This window comes from Nonomuraea sp. NPDC001684 (genome assembly GCF_053596515.1).
Genome location: NZ_JBSFGJ010000144.1, coordinates 1 through 20,242, shown reverse-complemented (window position 1 = coordinate 20,242; position 20,242 = coordinate 1). Strand labels below are relative to the sequence as shown.

Here is a 20,242-nt window from a genome sequence, read left to right as displayed (position 1 = left end):
CGGCGTGCGAGCTGGTCTTCTTCGACGCCACCCGCAACGCCTCGCGCCGGTTCTGCGGCCTGTCGTGCCAGAACCGCGCCAAGGCCAGCGCCTACCGCGCCCGCCGCCGCACCTGATCTACACCTGATCTACAACGTAAAGGCGTCGGGCCGGGCCGTCCGCCGCCGTCAGTGCACGGAGAAGCCGCCGTCGACGAAGAGCAGCTGGCCGGTGACGAACGCCGAGGCGTCCCCCGCCAGGAACACCGCCGCGCCCGCGAAGTCGCCGGGCACGCCGTTGCGGCCGGTCATGTGCCGGGCGGCGAGCTCCTCGACGCGGCCGGGGACGGCCTGGGCGGGCTCGGTCAGCGGGGTGAGCACGAATCCGGGGATGATCGTGTTGACGCAGACGCCGTGGGCCGACCACGCCTCGGCCTGCGAGCGGGTGAGACCGGCGACGGCGGCCTTGGCCGCGCCGTACACGCCGCTGTTGCCGAAGGCGCTGATGGACTGCTGGGAGCCGACGTTGATGATGCGGCCCCGGCCGCGGGCCGCCATGCGGGGGCCGAAATGCTGGCCGAGCAGGTACGGGGCGGTCAGGTGCACGGCGATGGTCTGCTCGTAGTCGCCGGGGGTGAGCTCGGCCATGGGCTTGCGGATGTTGTTGCCGGCGGCGTTGACCAGGATGTCGATCTCTCCGGCGGCGGCGCACAGGCGGGCCAGGTCGTCCCGGTCGTGCAGGTCGGCGCTGACGGCGGAGGTGGTGACGCCGTGGGCGCGCAGCCGCTCGGCGGCCCGGTCGAGCTCGGCGGGCCTGCGGGCGGCGAGGACGACCTCGGCTCCGGCCCGGCCGATCGCCTCGGCCATGGCCAGGCCGATGCCGGAGCTGCCGCCGGTGACGAGCGCGCGGCGGCCGTGCAGGGAGAACAGGTCGCGTAGATAGTCCGACACGACCGCTCAAGCTAGCACCAGCCGCGGGAACGCGGACGGGCGGCGTCGGTTGCCGGAACGGCGAAGGAGGGCTAGGCTCGTGAGCTCGGCAATACGAGAAGCGGCATCACAGAGCTCCCGTAAAGGAGTATAGCAGGGAATGGCTAATCGTCAAGATGGTCTCGCGGAAGCCCTTGACAGCGAGCAGCGTACGGTCCGGTGGCTGTACGCCAGGCTCGACGCGGCCAGGGAGCGGGCGCAGGCGACGCTGCGCCAGGTGTACGCCGGCGGCGGCGCGTTGGGCACCCGGCAGGCGCGGGTCGAGCGCGAGGTGACCGCCTCCGAGCAGGCGCGGCGGCTGGCCCAGCTCAACGCGGTCGAGCGCGGCCTGTGCTTCGGCCGGATCGACGACTCCGGCGGCGTCAGCACGTACGTCGGCCGGATCGGGCTGCGCGACGAGGACCACGAGTCGGTGCTGATCGACTGGCGGGCCCCGGCCGCGCGCCCGTTCTACGTGGCCACCGCCACCGACCCGGGCGGCCTGGTGCGGCGCCGCCATCTGCACCTGAAGGACCGCACGGTGGTCGGCATCGACGACGAGGTGTTCGACCTGGACGGCATGTCCGACGGCGACCGGCGCACGCTGGTGGGCGAGGCGGCGCTGCTGGCGGCGTTGCGGCGCGGCCGTACCGGCCGGATGGGCGACGTGGTGGCCACGATCCAGATCGAGCAGGACCGGGTGATCAGGGCGGGCCTGCAGGGGGCGCTGGTGGTGCAGGGCGGGCCGGGCACCGGCAAGACCGTCGCGGCGCTGCACCGGGCCGCCTACCTGCTCTACACCCACCGCGACACGCTGGAGCGGCGCGGGGTGCTGGTGGTGGGTCCCAACCCGATGTTCCTGCGCTACATCGGGCAGGTGCTGCCGGCGCTGGGGGAGACGCAGGTGGTGATGGCCACGGTGGGCGAGCTGTTCCCGGGGGTGCGGGCGGTGGCGGCCGATCCGCCGGCGGCCGCGGTGGTCAAGGGCGACCTGCGGATGGCCGAGGTGGTGGCCGCGGCGGTGGCCGACCGGCAGCGGGTGCCCGCGGGCGATCTGGAGGTGGAGCTCGACGGGCTGCGGCTGCGTGTGCCGCACGCGGTGTGCGTGCGGCTGCGCGAGCGGGCGCGGGCGGTGCGCCTGCCGCACAACATGGCCCGCAAGCTGTACGTCACCGAGCTGCTGAAGGAGCTGGCCAGGGCGGAGGCGCGGGCGCTGGAGGAGTCGCTGCGCCTGGAGGAGCTTGCGGTCGACGACCCGGAGCTGGCCGAGCCGCTGGACCTGGAGGGCGACCTGGACGAGACGGACATCGCGCTGGCGGCCGAGCGGCTGTGGGGGGAGGAGCCGGTGCGGCGCGCGGTGGCCGAGCTGTGGCCGGAGCTGACGCCGCAGGAGCTGGTCGCCGATCTGCTGTCCGCGCCGGACACGTTGTGGTCGGTGTGCCCGCCGGGCCTGGACTGGACGCCGCTGGTGCGGCCCCGCGAGTCGCCGTGGACGGTCGGCGACGTGCCGCTGCTGGACGAGGCGGCCGAGCTGCTGGGCCACGACGACTCGGCCGACCGGGTGGCGGCGCGGCGGGCGGGGGAGGAGTGGGCCGAGCAGGAGTTGTACGCGCGCGAGGTGCTGGAGACCACCGGCCTGCTGGAGGAGGGCGTCTTCGACCGGGCCGACGTGCTGGCCGAGCGGCAGGCCGACGACGGCGCGGGGCTGACGACGGCCGAGCGGGCGGCGGCCGACCGCACGTGGGCGTACGGGCACGTGATCGTGGACGAGGCGCAGGAGTTGTCGCCGATGGCCTGGCGGACGGTGGTGCGGCGGGTCCCGGCGCGGTCGCTGACCGTGGTGGGCGACCTGGCCCAGACGGGGTCGGCGGCGGGGGCGCGCTCGTGGGCGCAGGTGCTCGATCCGTACCTGGAGGGGCGCTGGCGGGAGGAGCGGCTGCTGGTCAACTACCGCACGCCGGTGGAGATCATGCGGGTGGCGGCCGACGTGCTGGCGGCGGTGGCGCCGGGGCAGGAGCCGCCGGAGTCGGTGCGGGACGGCGGCGACGAGCCGCGCGCGGTGCGGGCGGCGGTGGCCGAGCTGCCGGCGCTGGTGGCGGCGGAGCGGGCCGAGCTGGGCGCGCGGGGCGAGGGCGGCCGGTTGGGGGTCATCACGCCCGACGGGCTGCACGCGCGGGTGGCGGCCCTGTTCCCGGGGTCGGCGGACCTGGACGCGCCGGTGGTGGTGCTGACGGTGACGCAGGCCAAGGGCCTGGAGTTCGACGGGGTGGTGGTGGTCGACCCGGCGGGGATCCTGGAGCAGTCGCCGATGGGCGGCCACGACCTGTACGTGGCGGTGACGCGGGCGACGCGGCGGCTGACGGTGGCCCATGAGGGCGAGCTGCCGTCGATGTTGTCCCGCTTGAGATCTACAATGTAAAGCCGCTGGCCTGGTGGCGTTCACCCGTAATTCCCCGAAAAAGCAGCAACGATCGGGAGCGCCCCGGGCGGGTCATTCGTTGTAGAGCTTGTCCGCGACTTCGCGGATGCGGCGGGTGGCGTGGTCGAGGGCGCGCAGGGTCTCGGTGTCGAGGTGGGACATGATGCGCTTGTAGTGTCTGAGGCCCGCGTCGTTGATCTCGGCGATCAGGGTGGCGCCGGCGGGGGTGAGCTCGACCCGGCGCACCCGGCGGTCGTTGGGGTCTTCGTGCCGGCTGACCAGGCCCTGGGCGACCAGGCGGTCGACGATGCCGGTGACGGTGGCGAGGCTGACGCCGAGGGTGTGGGCGAGGTCCTGGCCCGAGGCCGAGCCGTGCGTCGACAGCTGCATGACGACGCGGAGCTGCCGGATGGTGAGGTTGGAGCTGAACAGGGGGGACTGTTGCCGGGTGAACAGTCTTCCCAGGTCGCGCTGTGTCTCGGTGATCCGGCGGATCAGGTCTTCGCGGTCGTCGCTCACGCTCACCTCTCGCTTCCTGAGAAGGTTATCAGGAAAGCTGGATCAGGCTAAATATTCGTATAAGGCAAAGTGTTAGTCTGGGGCGAACTTTGGAGGGGAGCCTATGACCGCTTTCGCCCGGTTGAGTCTGGTCAACCGCAGTCTTGTGATCTTGGTGGCGGTCGTGATCACCGCGTTCGGCGCGTTCACGATTCCGCAGTTGAAGCAGCAGCTCCTGCCGTCGTTGGCGTTCCCGGGCGCGTTCGTCGTCGCGCCCTTCCCCGGCGCCTCGCCGGAGATCGTCGAAGACCAGGTGACGAAGCCGATCGAGGACTCCTTCCAGGGGATCCCCGGCATGGAGCAGATGACCTCCACGTCGAAGGAGGGCATGGCCCAGATCCAGGTGGCCTTCGAGTACGGCACCGACATCGAGGCCTCGCTGAACAAGATGCAGCAGGCCGTCGCCAGGATCACGCTCCCGCAGGGCGTCGACCCGCAGGTGGTGGCGGGCAACACCGACGACATCCCGGTGCTGGTGCTGGCGGTGGGCGACGGCGGCGACGAGCGGGCGATGGCCGACAAGCTGCGCCGGATCATGGTGCCGGAGTTGCAGAGCGTGGAGGGGGTGCGCGAGGCGACGGTCACCGGCACTCGTGACGAGGTCGTCACGATCGAGCCGGACGTCAAGAAGATGGCGCTGGCCGGGGTGTCGGCGGCGCAGATCCCCGAGGTGCTCAAGGCGAACGGCACGCCGATCCCGGCCGGGTCGCTGACCTCCGACGGCAGGTCGCTGACCGTGCAGGTGGGGTCGCGGGTCGACTCGCTGGAGAAGCTGAAGAACCTCTACCTGACCCCCGCGCAGCCCGTCCAGCAGCAGGCCCAGTCCCCGGCCCAGTCCCCGGCCCAGACGCCGGGGCAGGCGCAGGGCCGTCCGCAGGCCGGGCAGCCGGCCCAGACGGGCCGGGCGGCGCTGCCGCAGCAGGTGGCGCGGCCCAAGCCGCTCAAGCCGGTCAAGCTCGGTGACGTGGCCGAGATCAGGCGCGGCCTGGCCGACGCCTCGACGATCACCCGTACCGACGGCAGGACGAGCCTCGGCGTGTCGGTGACGATGACGCCCGACGGCAACGCGGTGACGATCTCCCACGAGATCCGCGAGAAGCTGCCGGAGCTGACGCGGTCGCTGGGCGACTCCTCCGACACGCAGGTGTCGGTTGTGTTCGACCAGGCGCCGTACGTGGAGGAGTCGATCGAGAACCTGACCACCGAGGGCCTGCTGGGGCTGGCGTTCGCGGTGCTGGTCATCCTGGTGTTCCTGCTGTCGGTGCGTTCGACGCTGGTGACGGCGGTGTCGATCCCGCTGTCGGTGGTGATCGCGCTGCTGGCGCTGTGGGCGGGTGACTACTCCCTCAACATGCTGACGCTGGGCGCGCTGACGATCGCGGTGGGCCGGGTGGTCGACGACTCGATCGTGGTGCTGGAGAACATCAAGCGCCATCTGGGTTACGGCGAGGCCAAGCTGCAGGCGATCCTGACCGCGGTGCGGGAGGTCTCGGGGGCGGTGACGGCCTCGACGCTGACGACGGTGGCGGTGTTCGCGCCGATCGCGATCGTGGGCGGCATGGTCGGTGAGCTGTTCCGGCCGTTCGCGGTGACGGTGGCGGTGGCGTTGCTGGCCTCGCTGGTGGTGTCGCTGACGGTGGTGCCGGTGCTGGCGTACTGGTTCCTCAAGGCGCCGTCGTTGTCGCCGGAGCAGGCGCGGGCCCAGCGTGAGGAGGCCGAGGCCAAGGAGCTGCGCAGCCCGTTGCAGAGGGCGTACCTGCCGGTGCTGCGGTTCGCCACGCGGTTCAAGCTGGTGACGGTGCTGATCGGGGTGGCGGTGTTCGTCGGGACGATGGGCCTGGCGGGCGGTCTGCGGACGAACTTCCTGGACTCCTCCGGGCAGAACACGATCTCGCTGACGCAGAAGATGCCGGTGGGCACCGATCTGGCCACGACGGACAAGGCGGCCAAGAAGGTCGAGGGCGTGCTTTCGGGGCTGGCCGGTGTGGAGACGTACCAGGTCAACGTGGGTGGCGGCAACGCCATGCAGGGCGGCGTGGGCGGTGGCGCGGACCGGGCGTCGTTCTCGGTGACGGTCAAGGACGGCGCCGAGCCGGCGACGGTGGAGCAGCAGCTCCGAGAGAAGATCACGGGTCTGTCCGGGGTCGGTGAGGTGACGGTCGGCGGCGCCGGCGGGGGCGGGTTCTCCTCCGACACGGTGAGCGTGATCGTGCAGGCGCCCGACGCCGAGTCGCTGCGCACGGCGACCGAGGCGGTCAAGGGTGCGATGGGCCAGGTGAAGGGTCTGCGTGACCTGTCGTCGAACCTGGAGGCCAGCGCGCCGCGCATCGAGGTCGCGGTGGACCGGGAGAAGGCGGCGGCCAAGGGGCTGTCGGAGGGTCAGGTCGGCCAGGCGGTGGCGCAGGCGTTCCGCGGCGCGCCGCTGGGCCAGATCACCCTGGACGGCCGCAGCAGCGACCTGGTGCTGCGCGGGGGCGATGCGCCCGAGGACGTCAAGGCGATCGAGGACCTGAAGCTGCCGACGGCGGCGGGGCTGGTGAAGTTGTCGTCGGTGGCCAAGGTGGAGCAGGTGGCCGGTCCGACGCAGGTGACCAGGATCGACGGTGAGCGTTCTGCGACGGTGTCGGGCAAGGTGGAGGCGTCGGATCTGGGCACGGTCACCCAGGAGCTGACGACGAAGATGAAGTCGGTGGCGCTGGGCGCCGGCGCCCGGTACGAGATCGGCGGCGCCTCGGCCGACCAGGCGGACGCGTTCTCCGACCTGGGCATGGCGATGCTGGCGGCGATCGCGATCGTGTTCATGATCATGGTGGCGACGTTCCGGAGCTTCGTCCAGCCGCTGATCCTGCTGGTGTCGATCCCGTTCGCGGCGACCGGCGCGGTGGGTCTGCTGGTGGCGACCGACACGGCGATGGGCGTGCCGGCGTTGATCGGCATGCTGATGCTGATCGGCATCGTGGTGACGAACGCGATCGTGCTGATCGACCTGATCAACCAGTACCGGGATCAGGGGCTGGGCGTGGTCGAGGCGGTGATCGAGGGCGGCCGGCGCAGGTTGCGGCCGATCCTGATGACGGCGGTGGCCACGATCTGCGCGCTGACGCCGATGGCGCTGGGGGTGACCGGGTCGGGCGGGTTCATCTCGCAGCCGCTGGCGATCGTGGTGATCGGCGGCCTGGTGTCCTCGACGCTTCTGACGCTGGTGCTGGTTCCGACGTTGTACACGGTGGTGGAGCGGGTGAAGGAGCGGATGGGGCGCAAGCCGTCCGCGCCCAAGCACGAGGCCAAGGTCCTCACGCCGACGTCGTGAGCGGAGCACCCCGGCGCCGACCTCATGCGGCGCCGGGGCCGGGTGGGGTCGTGGATGCCCGGTTCGAGGTCTCTCACCTCGCACCGGGCATCCGGCCGTTCGGGGTGGGGCCGTCAGACGTCGGTGAAGGAGGCGCTCTGGTCGAACAGGGTGCGGAAGGGGTAGAGGCTCTCGAAGATGACCGCGCGGGTTGTGACCTGCGCGCCGCCGACCGCCCATTGCGAGGCGATGACGTAGTGGGCGTTGACGGCGATGTTGGCGCAGCCGGTGAGGTCGAGGTATCCCATCGGCTGGCCGGATGAGGTGGCGTGGCCTTCGCCTCTGCAGCCGTTGCGGGTCTGTCCCTTGGCGATGACGTACATGTCGGAGATCAGGTCGAGCCCGTTCTTGCTGGCGCAGAGCCGGATGGTCCAGCCGTTCTGCGACCTGTCGGCGCAGCCGCCGGCGGCGTGCGCGGGGGTCGTGGCGCCGGCCACGAGACAGGCGCTCATCAGGAGCGTGCTGAGTACTGCTGCCGCCCGGCGGAGGAGATTGCGGCGGTCGCGGTGTGTTCCGTCGGCATGGGGCATGCGTCGTTCCTTTCGTTGCGGGAATTCGGTGTTTCTGGCGCGGGGCCAGGTGCTTCATATGTAATTTCTGCGGTCGGCGGGCGGCAACGTGTTCATGTGGTCCACAGCGGGCCGGGCTGTGGTGGTCATGGGGGACGCGGGCACCACAGTGTGCCGTGGAGGGCCGGTTTTGCAGGCGTGATCGCCTTGCCACTCCGCGTGTTGTGAGAATGGCAATTACCAGTAATTCGGCCAGGTACATCGTGCCGGAGAAGGCGGCCGTTACAGATTTTATGTTTACCTTATTGTGATCCCTGATCTTGTTGCCCGGCGATCTTGACCGTAGGTAAATCTTGTTCGCTAATCCAACTCGGCACAGATTGTGAGTGTCAGTGAACAAGTTAGTCAGCGCGGCAATGGTGAGCGGGAAGCCGCCCAGGCGCCTCGCCGTCGCCGCGACGCTCACGGTGGCGGCGTCGCTGCTGGTGGCCGGCGCCACGGTGGCGTCGGCCGATCCCGAACCGGCTCCGACCGCGACCCCCGCTCCTCCGTCGATGACGACCTTCCCCAAGCCGGAGGACCCGGACGCGCCGCTGCGGGCGGCGGTGGCCCAGGCGCGCAAGACCGGGCAGCCGGTGCCGGTGGAGGCGGCCTTCACCGAGTCCGCCCGCGTGTGGGCCTATCCCGACGGGCACCTGACCACCCAGGCCTACGACGGGCCGGTGCAGCTCAAACAGGCCGATGGCGGCTGGAGCCGGATCGACACGAGTCTGGTGGAGCGGGACGGCGTGCTGAGGCCGAAGCTGGCCAAGGCCGACGCGAGCTTCTCGCTGGGGGGCGACGGCCCGTTCGCCTCACTGGCACGTGACGGGAAACAGCGGGTCGCCCTGTCCTGGGGTGCGCCGCTGCCACGCCCGGAGATCACCGGCGACAAGGCCCGGTACGCCGACGCCGCCGGGCCCGGTGCCGATCTCGTGGCCACGGCCCTGCCCACCGGGTTCCGGCACGACGTCGTCCTGCGCGAGCGGCCCACGAAGCCGGTGGAGTTCCGGCTGCCGGTGGAGACCGACGGCTTGACGCTCTCGATGTCGAAGGGAGGCGGGCTGGCGCTGAAGAACAGCAAGGGCAAGACCGCCCTGTCGGCTCCGGCGCCCCGGATGTGGGACGCCGCCGCGGCCGACACCGCCGACGGCCGGCCGGGCCGCGAGGCCAAGGTCAGGACGAGCGTGGAGACCAAGGACGGCCGGACCGTCCTGGTGCTGAAGCCGGACCCGGCCTGGCTGGCCGACCCGGCCACCCGGTACCCGGTGACCGTTGATCCCACCACCACTCTGGGCGTCACCCAAGAGGTGGGGATCATGTCGCCCAACTCCCAGATCTCCCCGGGCAGGGTCGGCCGCCAGAACTACCGGTACTGCACCGGAACGTGGCCCAACCAGACCTGCGCCGACAGGCCGGAGACGCTGCGGGCGCTGATGGCCTTCGACACCACGTCGATCGCCAACCGGAACGTGCTCAAGGCCACCATGCAGCTGACCCTGCGGGCCAACGCCAGCTCCTGCCTGGTCAACTACCAGTCGATCTTCGCGCACCGGATCACCGAAGCCTGGGTGGCCGACGACACGTTCTGGAGCAGGCAGCCCGCCACCACCCCCGACGGACGCGCCTCGATCAATCCGTGCATCCAGCCGCAGACCGCCGGGGCGGTGTGGAGCTGGGATCTGACCGCGATGGCTCAGGCCTGGGCCGGCGGCACCCCCAACCACGGGCTGATGCTGCAACTGGGCACCGAGACCACGCCCCCCTCCAACGCCAGCGAGAACTTCGACTTCTGGGCGCAGATGTTCAACCAGAACGTGCCCAAGCTGAGCGTGGACTGGGTGCTGCCGCCGGAGATCCCGACCGTGGCCGCCGAGTCCATCGACTCGTTGAGCGGCAATGACGCCATCGCCCGCTCCACGGCGGTGAAGGTCACCTACAAGTCCGGCGTGCCCGAGGCCACCCCGCTCGACTACACCGTCAGCGTCAACGACTCCACCATGGCCCCGCCCCCCGCGCAGCTTCCCACCGGCGAGGCCGCCTACTGGAAGCTGGACGAGACGTCCGGAGCCGGCGCGGCCGACGCCTCCGGCCACAACCTGAACGCCACCCTGACCGGCAACTACAGCCGCGTCCCGGGGCAGGTGGGCCAGGCTCTCAAGCTGTCGGGCGGAACCGGCGCCACCGCCGGGCCGGTGCTCAACACCGATCAGAGCTACACGGTGACGGCCTGGGTCAGGCTGGAGGACAGCGCCGAGGACCAGGTGGTCTTCTCCCAGCAGGGCGTCAACCAGCCCGCCTTCACCCTGGCCTACGCCCGCTCCACGGTGCCCGAGGTCGATCAGCGGTGGGTGCTCACCATGGTCACCCAGGACATCCCCGATCGGATCTACGAACAGTGGGCGGTCTCCAAGAACATCGCCCGGGTCGGCCGATGGAGCCATGTGGCCGTCCAGTACGACCAGACCGCTCACAAGATCCGCCTGTTCGTCGACGGGGAGCTGGCCGACGAACGCGATCACACCGCGAACTGGAACGCCCGCGGCGCCTTCCAGTTCGGCAAGGGGCAGATCGCCGGCAGTCACACGCCCTTCACCGGCGCGATCGACGACGTCCACGCCTACCAGCGGGTGCTGTCGCCGGCCGACCTGCGCACGATGGTCACCGCTCCCGGCACGACGACGAACAACGGCGTGCCCGCCGGTCAGACCCCCGAGAGGATCTTCTCGCTGGACAATCCGGCCAGCTTCAAGTTCGTGGTCAAGGCATGCCGGACCGGGGTGACGCCGCCGTCGTGCAACGAGAGCCCGGCCTACCGCATCACCTCCGACGCGGCGACGCTGCCCACCGACACCGAGACCGGCATGGCCGACCCTGTCCAGCCGATCCTGTCCGGCATGGTCAACCGCCCCTCCGGCGGGCCGGTGACCGCCAAGTACTACCTGTACGACAACGCCGGAACCCCGGTCGGGTCGGCTCCGCTCGGGACCCGGAACGTCAATGGCGGCGAACGCGCCTCCTTCCAGATCCCGGCCAACACGGTCCAGCCCGGCACCACCTACAAGTGGCAGATGGTGGCCTGCGCCGTCGGCCAGGGCGGCACCACGACGCCGGGCGACACGCCGGCCCCCACGCCCACGCCGACGCCGACCCCGACGCCGCTTCCCCAGGGGCTCGTGGCGGCCTACGGCATGAACGAGGGCGCCGGCACGAGCGTCGGCGACGTCTCCGGCAAGAACAACACCGGAACCGCCCAGAACACGACCTGGACCACCGGCAAGTACGGCAAGGCGCTGTCCTTCAACGGCACGTCCAGCAAGGTCTCCGTCCCGCACAACGCCGGCCTGGTGCTGCCGCAGGGCATGACCATGTCCGCGTGGGTCAACCCCACCAGCGTGAGCGGCTGGCGCAGCGTCGCCTTCAAGGACTACACGGGCGGCGTCGGCTACGGCCTGTACGCCTCCAACGGCACGGCCCCCAGCAGCTGGCTGCGTTCCGGCGGCGTCCACCAGCAGGTCGACGGCACGGCGGCGCTCTCCACCGGCACCTGGTCCCACCTGGCGGTCACCCACGACGGCACCACCGCCCGCCTGTACGTCAACGGGCAACAGGTCGCGCAGAAGGCCGTCGGCGCTCTGGAGGACTCCGGCGGCGCCCTGCAGATCGGCGCCAACACCAACTGGGGCGAGTACTTCGGCGGCGCGATCGACGAACTGCGCATCTACAACCGCGCGCAGAGCGCCGCCGAGATCCAGGCGGACATGCAGGCCCCGGTCGGCGCGGCCCCGACCCCGACGCCCACCCCCACCCCGACGACCACGCCGACCGACCCCACCACGCCGACCACCCCGATGCTTGAGGAGGTCTGCACCCCCAAGACCGCCCCGGTCTCCTTCACCACCCCGGGCACGCCCCCGCCGCCCCCGGTGGAGGACGTGCGGCACCTGACCCTGGGCAAGGACAACTTCGTCATCAAGTCCGCCAAGACCGACCCGACCGCCTGTGGCGGCGCGCCCTGCACGGTGACCGACGACACGGTGATCCGGGTCGGCGGCACCGGCATCGACAAGACGGCCGCTGCCATCGGATTCAAGCTGGACGAACTGCCCGACGGGGCCGGCGTGTCCGAGGGCCTGCTCAAACTCGGGGCTCCTACCTGTGCAGGAGGGACTTGCCCGGCCGATGCGGTCATCACCGCGACGCCGTTGAAGAGCCCGGTCACCGGAAGCAGCAGAGGGTCAGATCTTCCCGGCGACGCCGATACGACCGGCACCCCCGACTCCCTGCCCTTGTCCGCTCCAGAGGCTGACATCGCGGGCAGCGAGTACCAGTGGCTCCTGCTCACCTCCGACAGGGACGAGGTGATCACCTTCGGCGAGACGACAGCGTCTGAGCAGCCGTCCCTGGCTCTCACCTATCTGCCGGCTGGACCGCCGAGCAAGGTGCTCAACCTCGCCACCCAGGCGGGGGACGGCGGCGCTGTCGCGAGCTGGGGGCTGCCCGAAACCAACGGCAGTGTGGCCATGCTCGACGGTTACGACGTCGAGGTGACCGACAACGGTGGCGCCGTCGTCAAGACCCTCGACGTCAAGGACCCGTACGCTGCGATCACCGGTCTGACGAACGGTTCGGTCTACACGGTGAAGGTGCGTGCCAAGACCGCTCTGGGGACCGGTGATTGGGAGAGTGCCTCAGTCACGCCCAAGGCGGTGCCTCCACCCCCCACGGGCAGGGACACGTGCGTCCTGGAACAGGGCAGCAGAGCGGTCGGCGCCCAGGCGGCCGGTGATTCGGGGGCTCAGGAGTACATCGCTCGCGTCAAGTCCTACTACGACGCGCAAGACGCGGTGCTGGAGGGGCGTGCCGCCACCATCTGGGACGCGCCCGGGGTCGTGCCGACCGCTTCGATCACCGCTCAGCTCTCGCTGCTGAACAGCCTTCTCCTGGACCAGCGCGCGGAAGCGCAGGCACTGGGTGAGTCGCGTGCGAGTTCTGCCGTGACCCTCGGCAACGCGGTCGTAGCGGCCGGGGACAACGGTACGGTCCGCGTTTCCGTCGAGACGAAGCGAACCTGGCAGACCCAGACGGCCGGCGCGAGCCGGTCGGCGGCAACCCGCTCGATCGGGTCCGGCGCATCTGGTCAGGTCGAGCCGAGCGAGTTCACCGTCTCGGTGTTCGTCTTCGACCGATGCGGCGGCCTGACCATCATCGAGCAGCCTCTGGAATGCTTCGAGGACTCCTCGGATCACATGGACCCCGGCGCCTGCCCCGGCTCCATTCCCGGCTCCCTTTCCCGGGGGCTCAGCACGCAGTCCGCATGCTCGAACGACCCCAACGATCCCTACTCGGACCCCGATGCGGACATCAAGAAACTGGTCGGGCAGTGCTTCTTCAACAAGGGCGCGCCCCATGGATGCTGGAACGCCGAGAAGCCGGGATTCAAAGTATCGGAGACATTGATAGCGAACGAATACACCGGCACCAGCAAGAAGCGCAAGGGGTGGGGTGTCACCGTAGATGCCCACTCATACTGGTTCGGGAACTACGGCGTTGAGCACGGGCCCACCAGAGACGTCTGGGATTTCGCCCACGACAACAACTTCCCCGCCTCCGATCGCGGAACGTTCGTCAACTACGTCCGGGTATGGCCGATGGAGAAGAAGGCGAACACCGCGGAAGCCAAATACATCAGGAACAACCTCGTCCTCAAGAGCATGGGCGAAGCGTGCTTCATGAACACCAAGTACGACAACGAGTTCGGCACTGCCATCGAAGTCGACGGCGAGCTTGCGCCGAGCGGGGGCGTGACGACCACCCACACCAGCTCCAGGGAGGTCACCTGCAAGTCGTACGAGGCCACCGGGCCGACCAAGCCGTCCAGCCCGAACCCGAAGGACGACTTCGAGCTTCAGCCGCTGTGGAACCGGCAGCGACCGAAGTCGGAGTGCTTCAACACTCTGCTGAAGTACTGCTCGATCGACGCGTACCGGCACGGCTTCAAGGCGGAGGTGACATTCTGCTATCACGTCAAGGCGCGTCAGGCGCGATGCATACCGTGGCAGTCGAACCAGTACTACAGCTGGTGGCTGAACTACTATAAGGGAACTCGATATGGCAGCACCTGACAGTCGATGATCGACTCCGGGTCATGCTGACGTGGGGCCTCCGGCTGAACGCGGAGGCCCCACGTCTTTTTCGGCCGAGCCCGGCCCCGCCGGTCATGGTGAGCAATGCTCATCTCTGCCGTGGAAACAACGACGAGCCGCGCGGCCGGGAGCGGACAAAGAGAAGGAGGACAAAGTAAAGAGTGCTTTCGGCGTCAGGCTCGGCGGTGTAATGAGCGGGCGGCCGGGTGTTTCGGGCGGAGAAATGCGTTCGAGGCCGGAAAATAAATTCCGCGCGGACGCCTTGACGGTTGCCGGTAATGGCGGGTCACGATGGAGGGGCCAGAGGAAGATGTCCTGTGGGAGGAAACGTGTTCAAGGAAGCATGCGCTGTGAGCGCCCTTGTCGCTGCCGCCCTCGCCCCTTCGATGGCCTCGCAGGCGCTGGGGGAGAAAGTCCACGCCACCACCGCCACGCCCGCCACGTCGGCCGCGCTTGCCGACTGTGCCGCGGGCGGCGCCGCCGGGAACGCGCCCAAGTGCAAATACCTGGAGGAAGGCAACAAGCGGTGCTACTACTGCCGCGACAAGAAGGGCGGCGGGTACAAGAAGCAGTACTGCGAGCAGAAGACCAAGCAGCCGGAGCAGTCGACCGAGCGCGAGTGCAAGACCACCAAGGAGCCGATCACGGGGAGCCCGGACCGTACGTGCAAGACCTGCACGGACGCCAAGACCGGCAAGGTCCTGTCCCGGGAGTGCAACAGCTAGCCGACGCGGGGCCCGCGCTTCCGACGACGGTCCGGCCGGCCCGGTAGCGGGGGCCGGTGACCGGGAAGCGGGGGAGGCGGTGCGGTGCGAGGTCGGTACGACCCGCCGCGCCGCCCCCCAAGGCCGCGCCGGTCACTTCTTGAAGGCGTCCTTGACCTTCTTGCCGGCGTCCTTGACCTTCTCGCCCGCCTGCTTCAGGCCGCCTTCGGTCTGGTCGGCGCGGCCTTCGGCCTGGAGGCTCTCGTTGTCGGTGGCGTCGCCGATGTTCTCCTTGGCGCGTCCCTTGAGCTCCTGGGCCTTGTTGCGGATCTTGTCGTCGGTGCTCATGTTCATGCCTTTCTGGTCGGGTCCTCGCGACTTCCTGTACTTACCGGCCAGGGCGGGCGGAAACATGGCCCGCGTCCGGCCGGGCGCGTGACGGCGCTGGTCAGCGCCCCTGCGTGAGGGCGGACGCGGCCGCCGGGCAGCCTGTGCGGGCTGGATGCGGTGGGGGTGACGGGGTGTGAATAGACTTGTCCAACGTGACTTCCAAGCCGCGCATCCCGAATGTCCTGGCCGCCCGCTACGCCTCACCCGGGCTGGCCCGCCTGTGGTCTCCCGAGTACAAGATCATCGCTGAGCGGCGGTTGTGGCTGGCGGTGCTGCGGGCGCAGGCCGAGCTCGGGGTGGCGGTGCCCGAGGGCGCGGTCGCCGACTACGAGAAGGTGGTCGAGCAGGTCGACCTGGACTCGATCGCGGCGCGCGAGCGCGTCACCCGCCACGACGTCAAGGCGCGCATCGAGGAGTTCAACGCGCTGGCCGGGCACGAGCAGGTGCACAAGGGCATGACCTCGCGCGACCTGACCGAGAACGTCGAGCAGCTGCAGATCCGCGACAGCCTGCTGCTGGTCCGCGACCGTGTCGTGGCGCTGCTGGCCCGCCTGGCCTCCCTGGCCGAGGAGCACACCGCCACCGTCATGGCCGGGCGGTCGCACAACGTGGCGGCGCAGGCGACGACGCTGGGCAAGCGGTTCGCCTCGGCCGCCGACGAGCTGCTGGCCGGCTACCACCGGCTGGAGGAGCTGATCGGCCGCTACCCGCTGCGCGGCGTCAAGGGCCCGGTCGGCACCTCCCAGGACATGCTCGACCTGCTGGGCGGCCGGCAGGACAGGCTGGCCGAGCTGGAGGAGAAGGTCACCGCCCACCTGGGGTTCTCCCGGCGGCTGACCAGCGTCGGGCAGGTCTACCCGCGGTCCCTGGACTTCGAGGTGGTCTCGGCGCTGGTGCAGCTGGCGGCCGCGCCGTCCTCGCTGGCCAAGACGATCCGGCTGATGGCCGGGCACGAGCTGGTCACCGAGGGGTTCAAGGAGGGGCAGGTCGGCTCCTCGGCGATGCCCCACAAGATGAACACCCGCTCCTGCGAACGCGTCAACGGCCTGACCGTGGTGCTGCGCGGCTACGCCTCGATGGTGGGCGAGCTGGCCGGCGACCAGTGGAACGAGGGCGACGTGTCCTGCTCGGTGGTGCGCCGGGTCGCGCTGCCGGACGCGTTCTTCGCCTTCGACGGGCTGGTGGAGACGATGCTGACGGTGCTGGAGGAGTTCGGCGCGTTCCCGGCGGTGATCTCGGCAGAGCTGGGCCGCTACCTGCCGTTCCTGAGCACGACGAAGATGCTGATGGCCGCCGTGCGCGCCGGCGTGGGCCGCGAGCAGGCCCACGAGCTGATCAAGGAGCACGCGGTGGCGGCGGCGCTGGCGATGCGGTCGCGGGGCGCGTCCAACGAGCTGCTTGACCTGCTGGGCGGCGACGAGCGTTTCCCGCTGGACCGCGCCGAGCTGGAGGCGCTGCTGGCCGACCGGGTCTCCTTCACCGGCGCGGCCGCCGCGCAGGTGGCCGAGGTGGTGCGGCAGGTGGGGCAGGCCGTGGCCGAGCACCCGCAGGCCGCCGCGTACCGGCCGGGCGAGATCTTGTGATCCACCGGCTCGGCGACCCGGGCGCGCTGCGCGCCGCGTGCGGCGACGACGACCTGGTCGTGTGGACGGCCCAGGACCTGCGCGGCCAGGCCCGCGCCTGGGCGTTACGGCAGGCGGTGGTGGCCGCCGCCCCGGGCATCGCCCGGCACGACCGGCTGGCGGTGTGGGGCGACCCGGACGACGCGGCCGAGCTGGTCCGGCACGCGCTGGCCGAGCTGGGGCCCACCTACCGGCCGCTGGGCGAGCGGGAGCTGATGCGGCGGGTGGCGGCGAGGCTGGAGGGCGTGCGGGAGAGCGGCGCGTTCTCCTGGATGAGCCTGCAGGGGCCGCCCCGCGCCCGCACCGGCCAGGCCGGCGCGCCGCCCCTGGACGCCGCACCCCTGGACGCCGGCCCGCCGCCGGTGGTCGGCTGGCTGGACGGCGACGCCGAGCAGGAGATCACGGCGCTGCTGGCCGGGGACGCCCCCTCGTCGTACGCGGTGCCGGGCGCGGCCGGGGTGCGGCGCTGGGCGGGTGTGCGGGTGGGGCGCGAGCTGGCGGCGGTGGCGGCCGACGCGTGGTCGGCGCCGTCGGTGGGGTTGCTGGCCGGGGTCGCCACGGCCGCCCGCTTCCGCGGGCGGGGGCTGGCCGAGCGGGTGTGCGGCTGGATGTCGTCCCAGCTCGTGGCCACGCACGGCCGCGCGGCGCTGATGGTGGACGACGTCAACGCCGCGGCGATCAAGGTGTACGAGCGGATCGGCTACCGCCGGCGCCTGGTGCTGGCCTGCCACGTCGCCGGCTGAACCCCCCGCTGGAAGGCGGCGGGTCAGGTGATGGCGCGGTAGGTCAGGTGGGTGGCCAGGGGGGAGAAGTGCGTCTCGACCGGCTCCCACTGGCGCGGGCGCACCTGGGCGAACAGGCGGGTGCCCGCGCCGAGCAGCAGCGGCACCAGGTGCAGGCGCAGCTCGTCGAGCAGCCCTTCGTCGGTGGCCTGGCCGATCAGGTCGGCGCCGCCCATGAAGACGATGTCGCCGTCCCCGGCCACGGTGCGGGCGTGCTCGACGGCCGCGGCCGGGCCGTCGGTGACGAAGGTGAACAGTTCGGGCCGGCGTACCGCTGAGGGCGGGACGTGGGTGACGACGAACACGGGCGTGGCCCGCGCCTGCTCGCGGGCCACGCCGTAACCGAGCGGGTCGCCCCACCCGTAGGGGCCGTCGACCACGTCGAAGGTGCGCCGTCCCATGATGACGGCGCCGGTGGCGCGGACCGCGCCGCCCAGGACGCGCGCGTCGACGTCGGTGGGCTGGCGGGTCCAGGCGTGCAGCAGTTCGCCGCCGGTGCCGAGGCCGTGTTCGAGGCCGGGGTCGGGGCCGGTGACGTAGCCGTCCAGCGATACCGAGATGTCGGCGACGACCTTGCTCAACGGGTCCCTCCCCCTGGCGTGTCCGGTCGGTCACCACGCTGTCATCGGCGCTGGGAAAACCGGGTGAGGTTCGGGCGGTGCTCGTGCAGAGTTGACGGCGTGATGTCCAACTTTGTGCCTGGTATTGAGCTTTCTCGTGCCTTCTACGGCGAAGTCGTCGCGCCGCTGCTTCCCGGGGTGCGGCACAGCGCCGCACTGATCGGCCCGGGCTCTGAGGTGCTCGCCTTCGACACGGCCCGCTCGGCCGACCACGACTGGGGGCCGCGGGTCCTGCTGTTCGTGCCCGCCGGTCAGGTGGAGCCGGTACGGGAGCGGGTGACGGCGGGGCTGCCCGACCGGTTCGGGGGTTTTGACACCGTGTTCGAGTACCACGGGGTGCGGCAGCCGGGGGTCGTGGTCGCCGAGCTGGGGGAGTGGCTGGTCGGGCGGCTCGGGTTCGATCCGCGTGCGGGCGTGTCGCTGCTGGACTGGTTGTCCGTGCCGTGGCAGACGCTGGCCGAGGTGACGGGCGGTGAGGTCTTCTGCGACGGGTTGCCGGGTGCGGGGCTGGAGGCGGCCCGGCAGGCGTTGCGCTGGTATCCGCAGGACGTGTGGCGGTACGTGCTGGCCTGCCAGTGGCAGCGCATCGGCCAGGAGGAGCCGTTCCCGGGGCGGTGCGCGGAGGTGGGGGACGAGCTGGGGTCGGCCGTGGTGGGGGCGCGGCTGGCGCGGGAGGTGATGCGGCTGGCGTTGCTGCTGCGGCGCCGCTACCCGCCGTACCCCAAATGGCTGGGCAGCGCGCTGACCCGGCTGCCGGGCTCGGCCGAGCTGGGCGAGGCGCTGGGGGCGGCGATGGCGGCGCGGTCGTGGCGCGAGCGGGAGGAGGGCCTGACGGCGGCGTACGGACGGCTGGCGGCTCTGCAGAACCGCATGGCGCTGACCGAGCGGCTGGAGGAGGGGGTGCGGGGGTTCCACGACCGGCCGTTCCGGGTGATCGGCGGGGAGCGGTTCGCGCGGTCGCTGATGGCGTCGGTGACGGATCCGGTGGTCAGGGGGCTGCCGGTGGCGGGGTGCGTGGACCAGTTGTCGGACACGGTGGAGCTGTTGACCTCGCCCCGCCGGGCGCGCGCACTGACGGCGGCCGCGCTGGACCTCCCGGCTTAGAAATCTACATTGTAAAGGTGCTGGGTCTGGACAAGATCCAGTTTTTCCGACCAGAAAAAACCCGCGGCCAGGTCAGGCGCGGCGGGCGTTGGCGTGGATGGCCTGGCGGTAGTACGCGGCCAGGCCGGGGGCGCGGTCGTCGTAGGTGGCGGTGAAGCGGGGGTCGGTGGCGTACAGGTCGCCGAGGCCGCGGTGGAGTTCGGGCGTGCAGTCGTAGAACCAGCGGGTGATGTGGGCGCGGTGGCGTTCTGCGATGTCCATGACGTCGGGGTGGTCGGGGGCGAGTCCGCCGGCGTGGGCGGCGCGCATGTCGTCGTCGATGGCGGTGGCTTCGGCGGTGAGCTGGAGCCAGTCGGTCTTGGTGTGGGCGGCGGCGCGGCGGTGGCTTTCTGTGTAGGCGTCGGTGTGGCCCCAGCGGCGTTGGACTTCGGCGTGGTGGTCTTCGGGGGTGAAGTGGCCGAAGACGTCGAAGCGTTCTTCGGGGGTGAGGGGGAGGTGGTGGGTGTGGGCTTGGATGGCGCGTTCGACGTTGGTGATGACCTGGTGGAGGCGTTGGGCTTTGCGGGTGAGGAGTTGGTGTTGGCGGTGGAGGTGGGTGAGGTGGTCGGTGTGGGGGTGGTCGAGGATGTCGGTGATCTGTTCGAGGGGGAAGCCGAGTTCGCGGTAGAGGAGGATTTGCTGGAGGCGGAGGAGGTCGTCGTCGGTGTAGCGGCGGTAGCCGGCGGTGGTGCGTTGGCTGGGGGTGAGGAGGGCGATTTCGTCGTAGTGGTGGAGGGTTCGTACGGTGATGCCGGCCAGTTTGGCGACTTGGCCGATGGACAGGGTCATGGGTCTGACGTTACGTGAGGGTGGGTGTGGTGGTGGATGAGGATTTGCTGCCGATTGGGCAGTTTGCGCGGCTTGGTCGGTTGAGTGTGAAGCAGTTGCGGCATTACGACGAGTTGGGGTTGTTGCGTCCGGCGTATGTGGATGAGGTGACGGGTTACCACTCGACGTCCTGGACCCGCGGTTCTACGCCGCCCAGGACGTCGCCCTCGCCCTCGGCGCCCCCGC

At 70.7% G+C, this 20,242-nt stretch carries 15 protein-coding genes; 9 read left to right on the top strand and 6 right to left on the bottom strand.

All coding sequences use genetic code 11. The features are described 5' to 3' along the window. Nucleotides 1-11: 11 nt before the first annotated feature. Nucleotides 12-116 (top strand): CGNR zinc finger domain-containing protein, encoded by a 105-nt coding sequence (locus tag ACWCSD_RS24545; RefSeq protein ID WP_449918158.1) that lies wholly within the window; start codon nt 12-14, stop codon nt 114-116. A gap of 51 nt (nt 117-167) precedes the next feature. On the opposite strand, the gene ACWCSD_RS24540 is transcribed toward ACWCSD_RS24545, so the two are convergent. Continuing rightward, nucleotides 168-929, bottom strand: coding sequence for an SDR family NAD(P)-dependent oxidoreductase (locus tag ACWCSD_RS24540; RefSeq protein WP_397156672.1), 762 nt, complete (start codon nt 927-929; stop codon nt 168-170). A gap of 139 nt (nt 930-1,068) precedes the next feature. On the opposite strand from ACWCSD_RS24540, the gene ACWCSD_RS24535 reads away from it, so the two are divergent. Then, entirely contained in the window at nt 1,069-3,366 is a 2,298-nt protein-coding gene (locus ACWCSD_RS24535) for a HelD family protein (protein ID WP_397156674.1), read from the top strand. A 72-nt stretch (nt 3,367-3,438) separates the two neighbouring features. Here the strand turns inward: ACWCSD_RS24535 and ACWCSD_RS24530 are convergent, their stop codons facing one another. Then, nucleotides 3,439-3,891, bottom strand: coding sequence for a MarR family winged helix-turn-helix transcriptional regulator (locus tag ACWCSD_RS24530; RefSeq protein WP_387675313.1), 453 nt, complete (start codon nt 3,889-3,891; stop codon nt 3,439-3,441). 97 nt (nt 3,892-3,988) lie between these two features. Between ACWCSD_RS24530 and ACWCSD_RS24525 the strand changes: the two genes are divergently transcribed. Then, nucleotides 3,989-7,234, top strand: coding sequence for an efflux RND transporter permease subunit (locus tag ACWCSD_RS24525; protein WP_449918153.1), 3,246 nt, complete (start codon nt 3,989-3,991; stop codon nt 7,232-7,234). 113 nt (nt 7,235-7,347) lie between these two features. Here ACWCSD_RS24525 and ACWCSD_RS24520 read toward each other — a convergent pair whose 3' ends face one another. Further along, the gene (locus ACWCSD_RS24520) at nt 7,348-7,725 is read right to left on the bottom strand and encodes a hypothetical protein (protein ID WP_449918150.1); all 378 of its coding nucleotides are present in this window, start codon (nt 7,723-7,725) and stop codon (nt 7,348-7,350) included. A 449-nt stretch (nt 7,726-8,174) separates the two neighbouring features. On the opposite strand from ACWCSD_RS24520, the gene ACWCSD_RS24515 reads away from it, so the two are divergent. Both ACWCSD_RS24515 and ACWCSD_RS24510 read left to right on the top strand, forming a co-directional pair. Continuing rightward, nucleotides 8,175-13,946 carry a LamG-like jellyroll fold domain-containing protein gene (locus tag ACWCSD_RS24515; RefSeq protein ID WP_449918148.1) on the top strand — a complete coding sequence of 1,924 codons (5,772 nt, stop codon included), beginning with the start codon at nt 8,175-8,177 and terminating at the stop codon, nt 13,944-13,946. 371 nt (nt 13,947-14,317) lie between these two features. Next, on the top strand, nt 14,318-14,692 hold the full coding sequence (locus tag ACWCSD_RS24510; protein ID WP_358286657.1) for a hypothetical protein: 375 nt from the start codon (nt 14,318-14,320) through the stop codon (nt 14,690-14,692). Nucleotides 14,693-14,824: 132 nt separating this feature from the next. Here ACWCSD_RS24510 and ACWCSD_RS24505 read toward each other — a convergent pair whose 3' ends face one another. Next, a complete protein-coding gene (locus ACWCSD_RS24505) occupies nt 14,825-15,019 on the bottom strand; it encodes a CsbD family protein (RefSeq protein ID WP_352350685.1) in 195 nt (64 codons plus the stop codon). A gap of 194 nt (nt 15,020-15,213) precedes the next feature. On the opposite strand from ACWCSD_RS24505, the gene purB reads away from it, so the two are divergent. Both purB and ACWCSD_RS24495 read left to right on the top strand, forming a co-directional pair. After that, nucleotides 15,214-16,644, top strand: a complete 1,431-nt coding sequence (gene purB / locus ACWCSD_RS24500; RefSeq protein ID WP_449918145.1) for an adenylosuccinate lyase — start codon at nt 15,214-15,216, stop codon at nt 16,642-16,644. Then, nucleotides 16,641-17,426, top strand: a complete 786-nt coding sequence (locus tag ACWCSD_RS24495) for a GNAT family N-acetyltransferase (RefSeq protein WP_397156684.1) — start codon at nt 16,641-16,643, stop codon at nt 17,424-17,426. Before purB ends, ACWCSD_RS24495 begins: the two co-directional genes overlap by 4 nt. Nucleotides 17,427-17,449: 23 nt before the next feature. On the opposite strand, the gene ACWCSD_RS24490 is transcribed toward ACWCSD_RS24495, so the two are convergent. Then, nucleotides 17,450-18,046 carry a dihydrofolate reductase family protein gene (locus ACWCSD_RS24490; protein ID WP_397156686.1) on the bottom strand — a complete coding sequence of 199 codons (597 nt, stop codon included), beginning with the start codon at nt 18,044-18,046 and terminating at the stop codon, nt 17,450-17,452. Between the two features lie 102 nt (nt 18,047-18,148). Between ACWCSD_RS24490 and ACWCSD_RS24485 the strand changes: the two genes are divergently transcribed. Beyond that, nucleotides 18,149-19,189 carry a DUF4037 domain-containing protein gene (locus tag ACWCSD_RS24485; RefSeq protein ID WP_449918140.1) on the top strand — a complete coding sequence of 347 codons (1,041 nt, stop codon included), beginning with the start codon at nt 18,149-18,151 and terminating at the stop codon, nt 19,187-19,189. 72 nt (nt 19,190-19,261) lie between these two features. On the opposite strand, the gene ACWCSD_RS24480 is transcribed toward ACWCSD_RS24485, so the two are convergent. Then, nucleotides 19,262-20,017: a MerR family transcriptional regulator gene (locus tag ACWCSD_RS24480; protein ID WP_449918137.1), complete on the bottom strand. Its 756-nt coding sequence runs from the start codon at nt 20,015-20,017 to the stop codon at nt 19,262-19,264. 29 nt (nt 20,018-20,046) lie between these two features. Between ACWCSD_RS24480 and ACWCSD_RS24475 the strand changes: the two genes are divergently transcribed. After that, a partial coding sequence (locus tag ACWCSD_RS24475) for a MerR family DNA-binding transcriptional regulator (RefSeq protein WP_449918134.1) occupies nt 20,047-20,242 on the top strand: 196 nt, incomplete at its 3' end.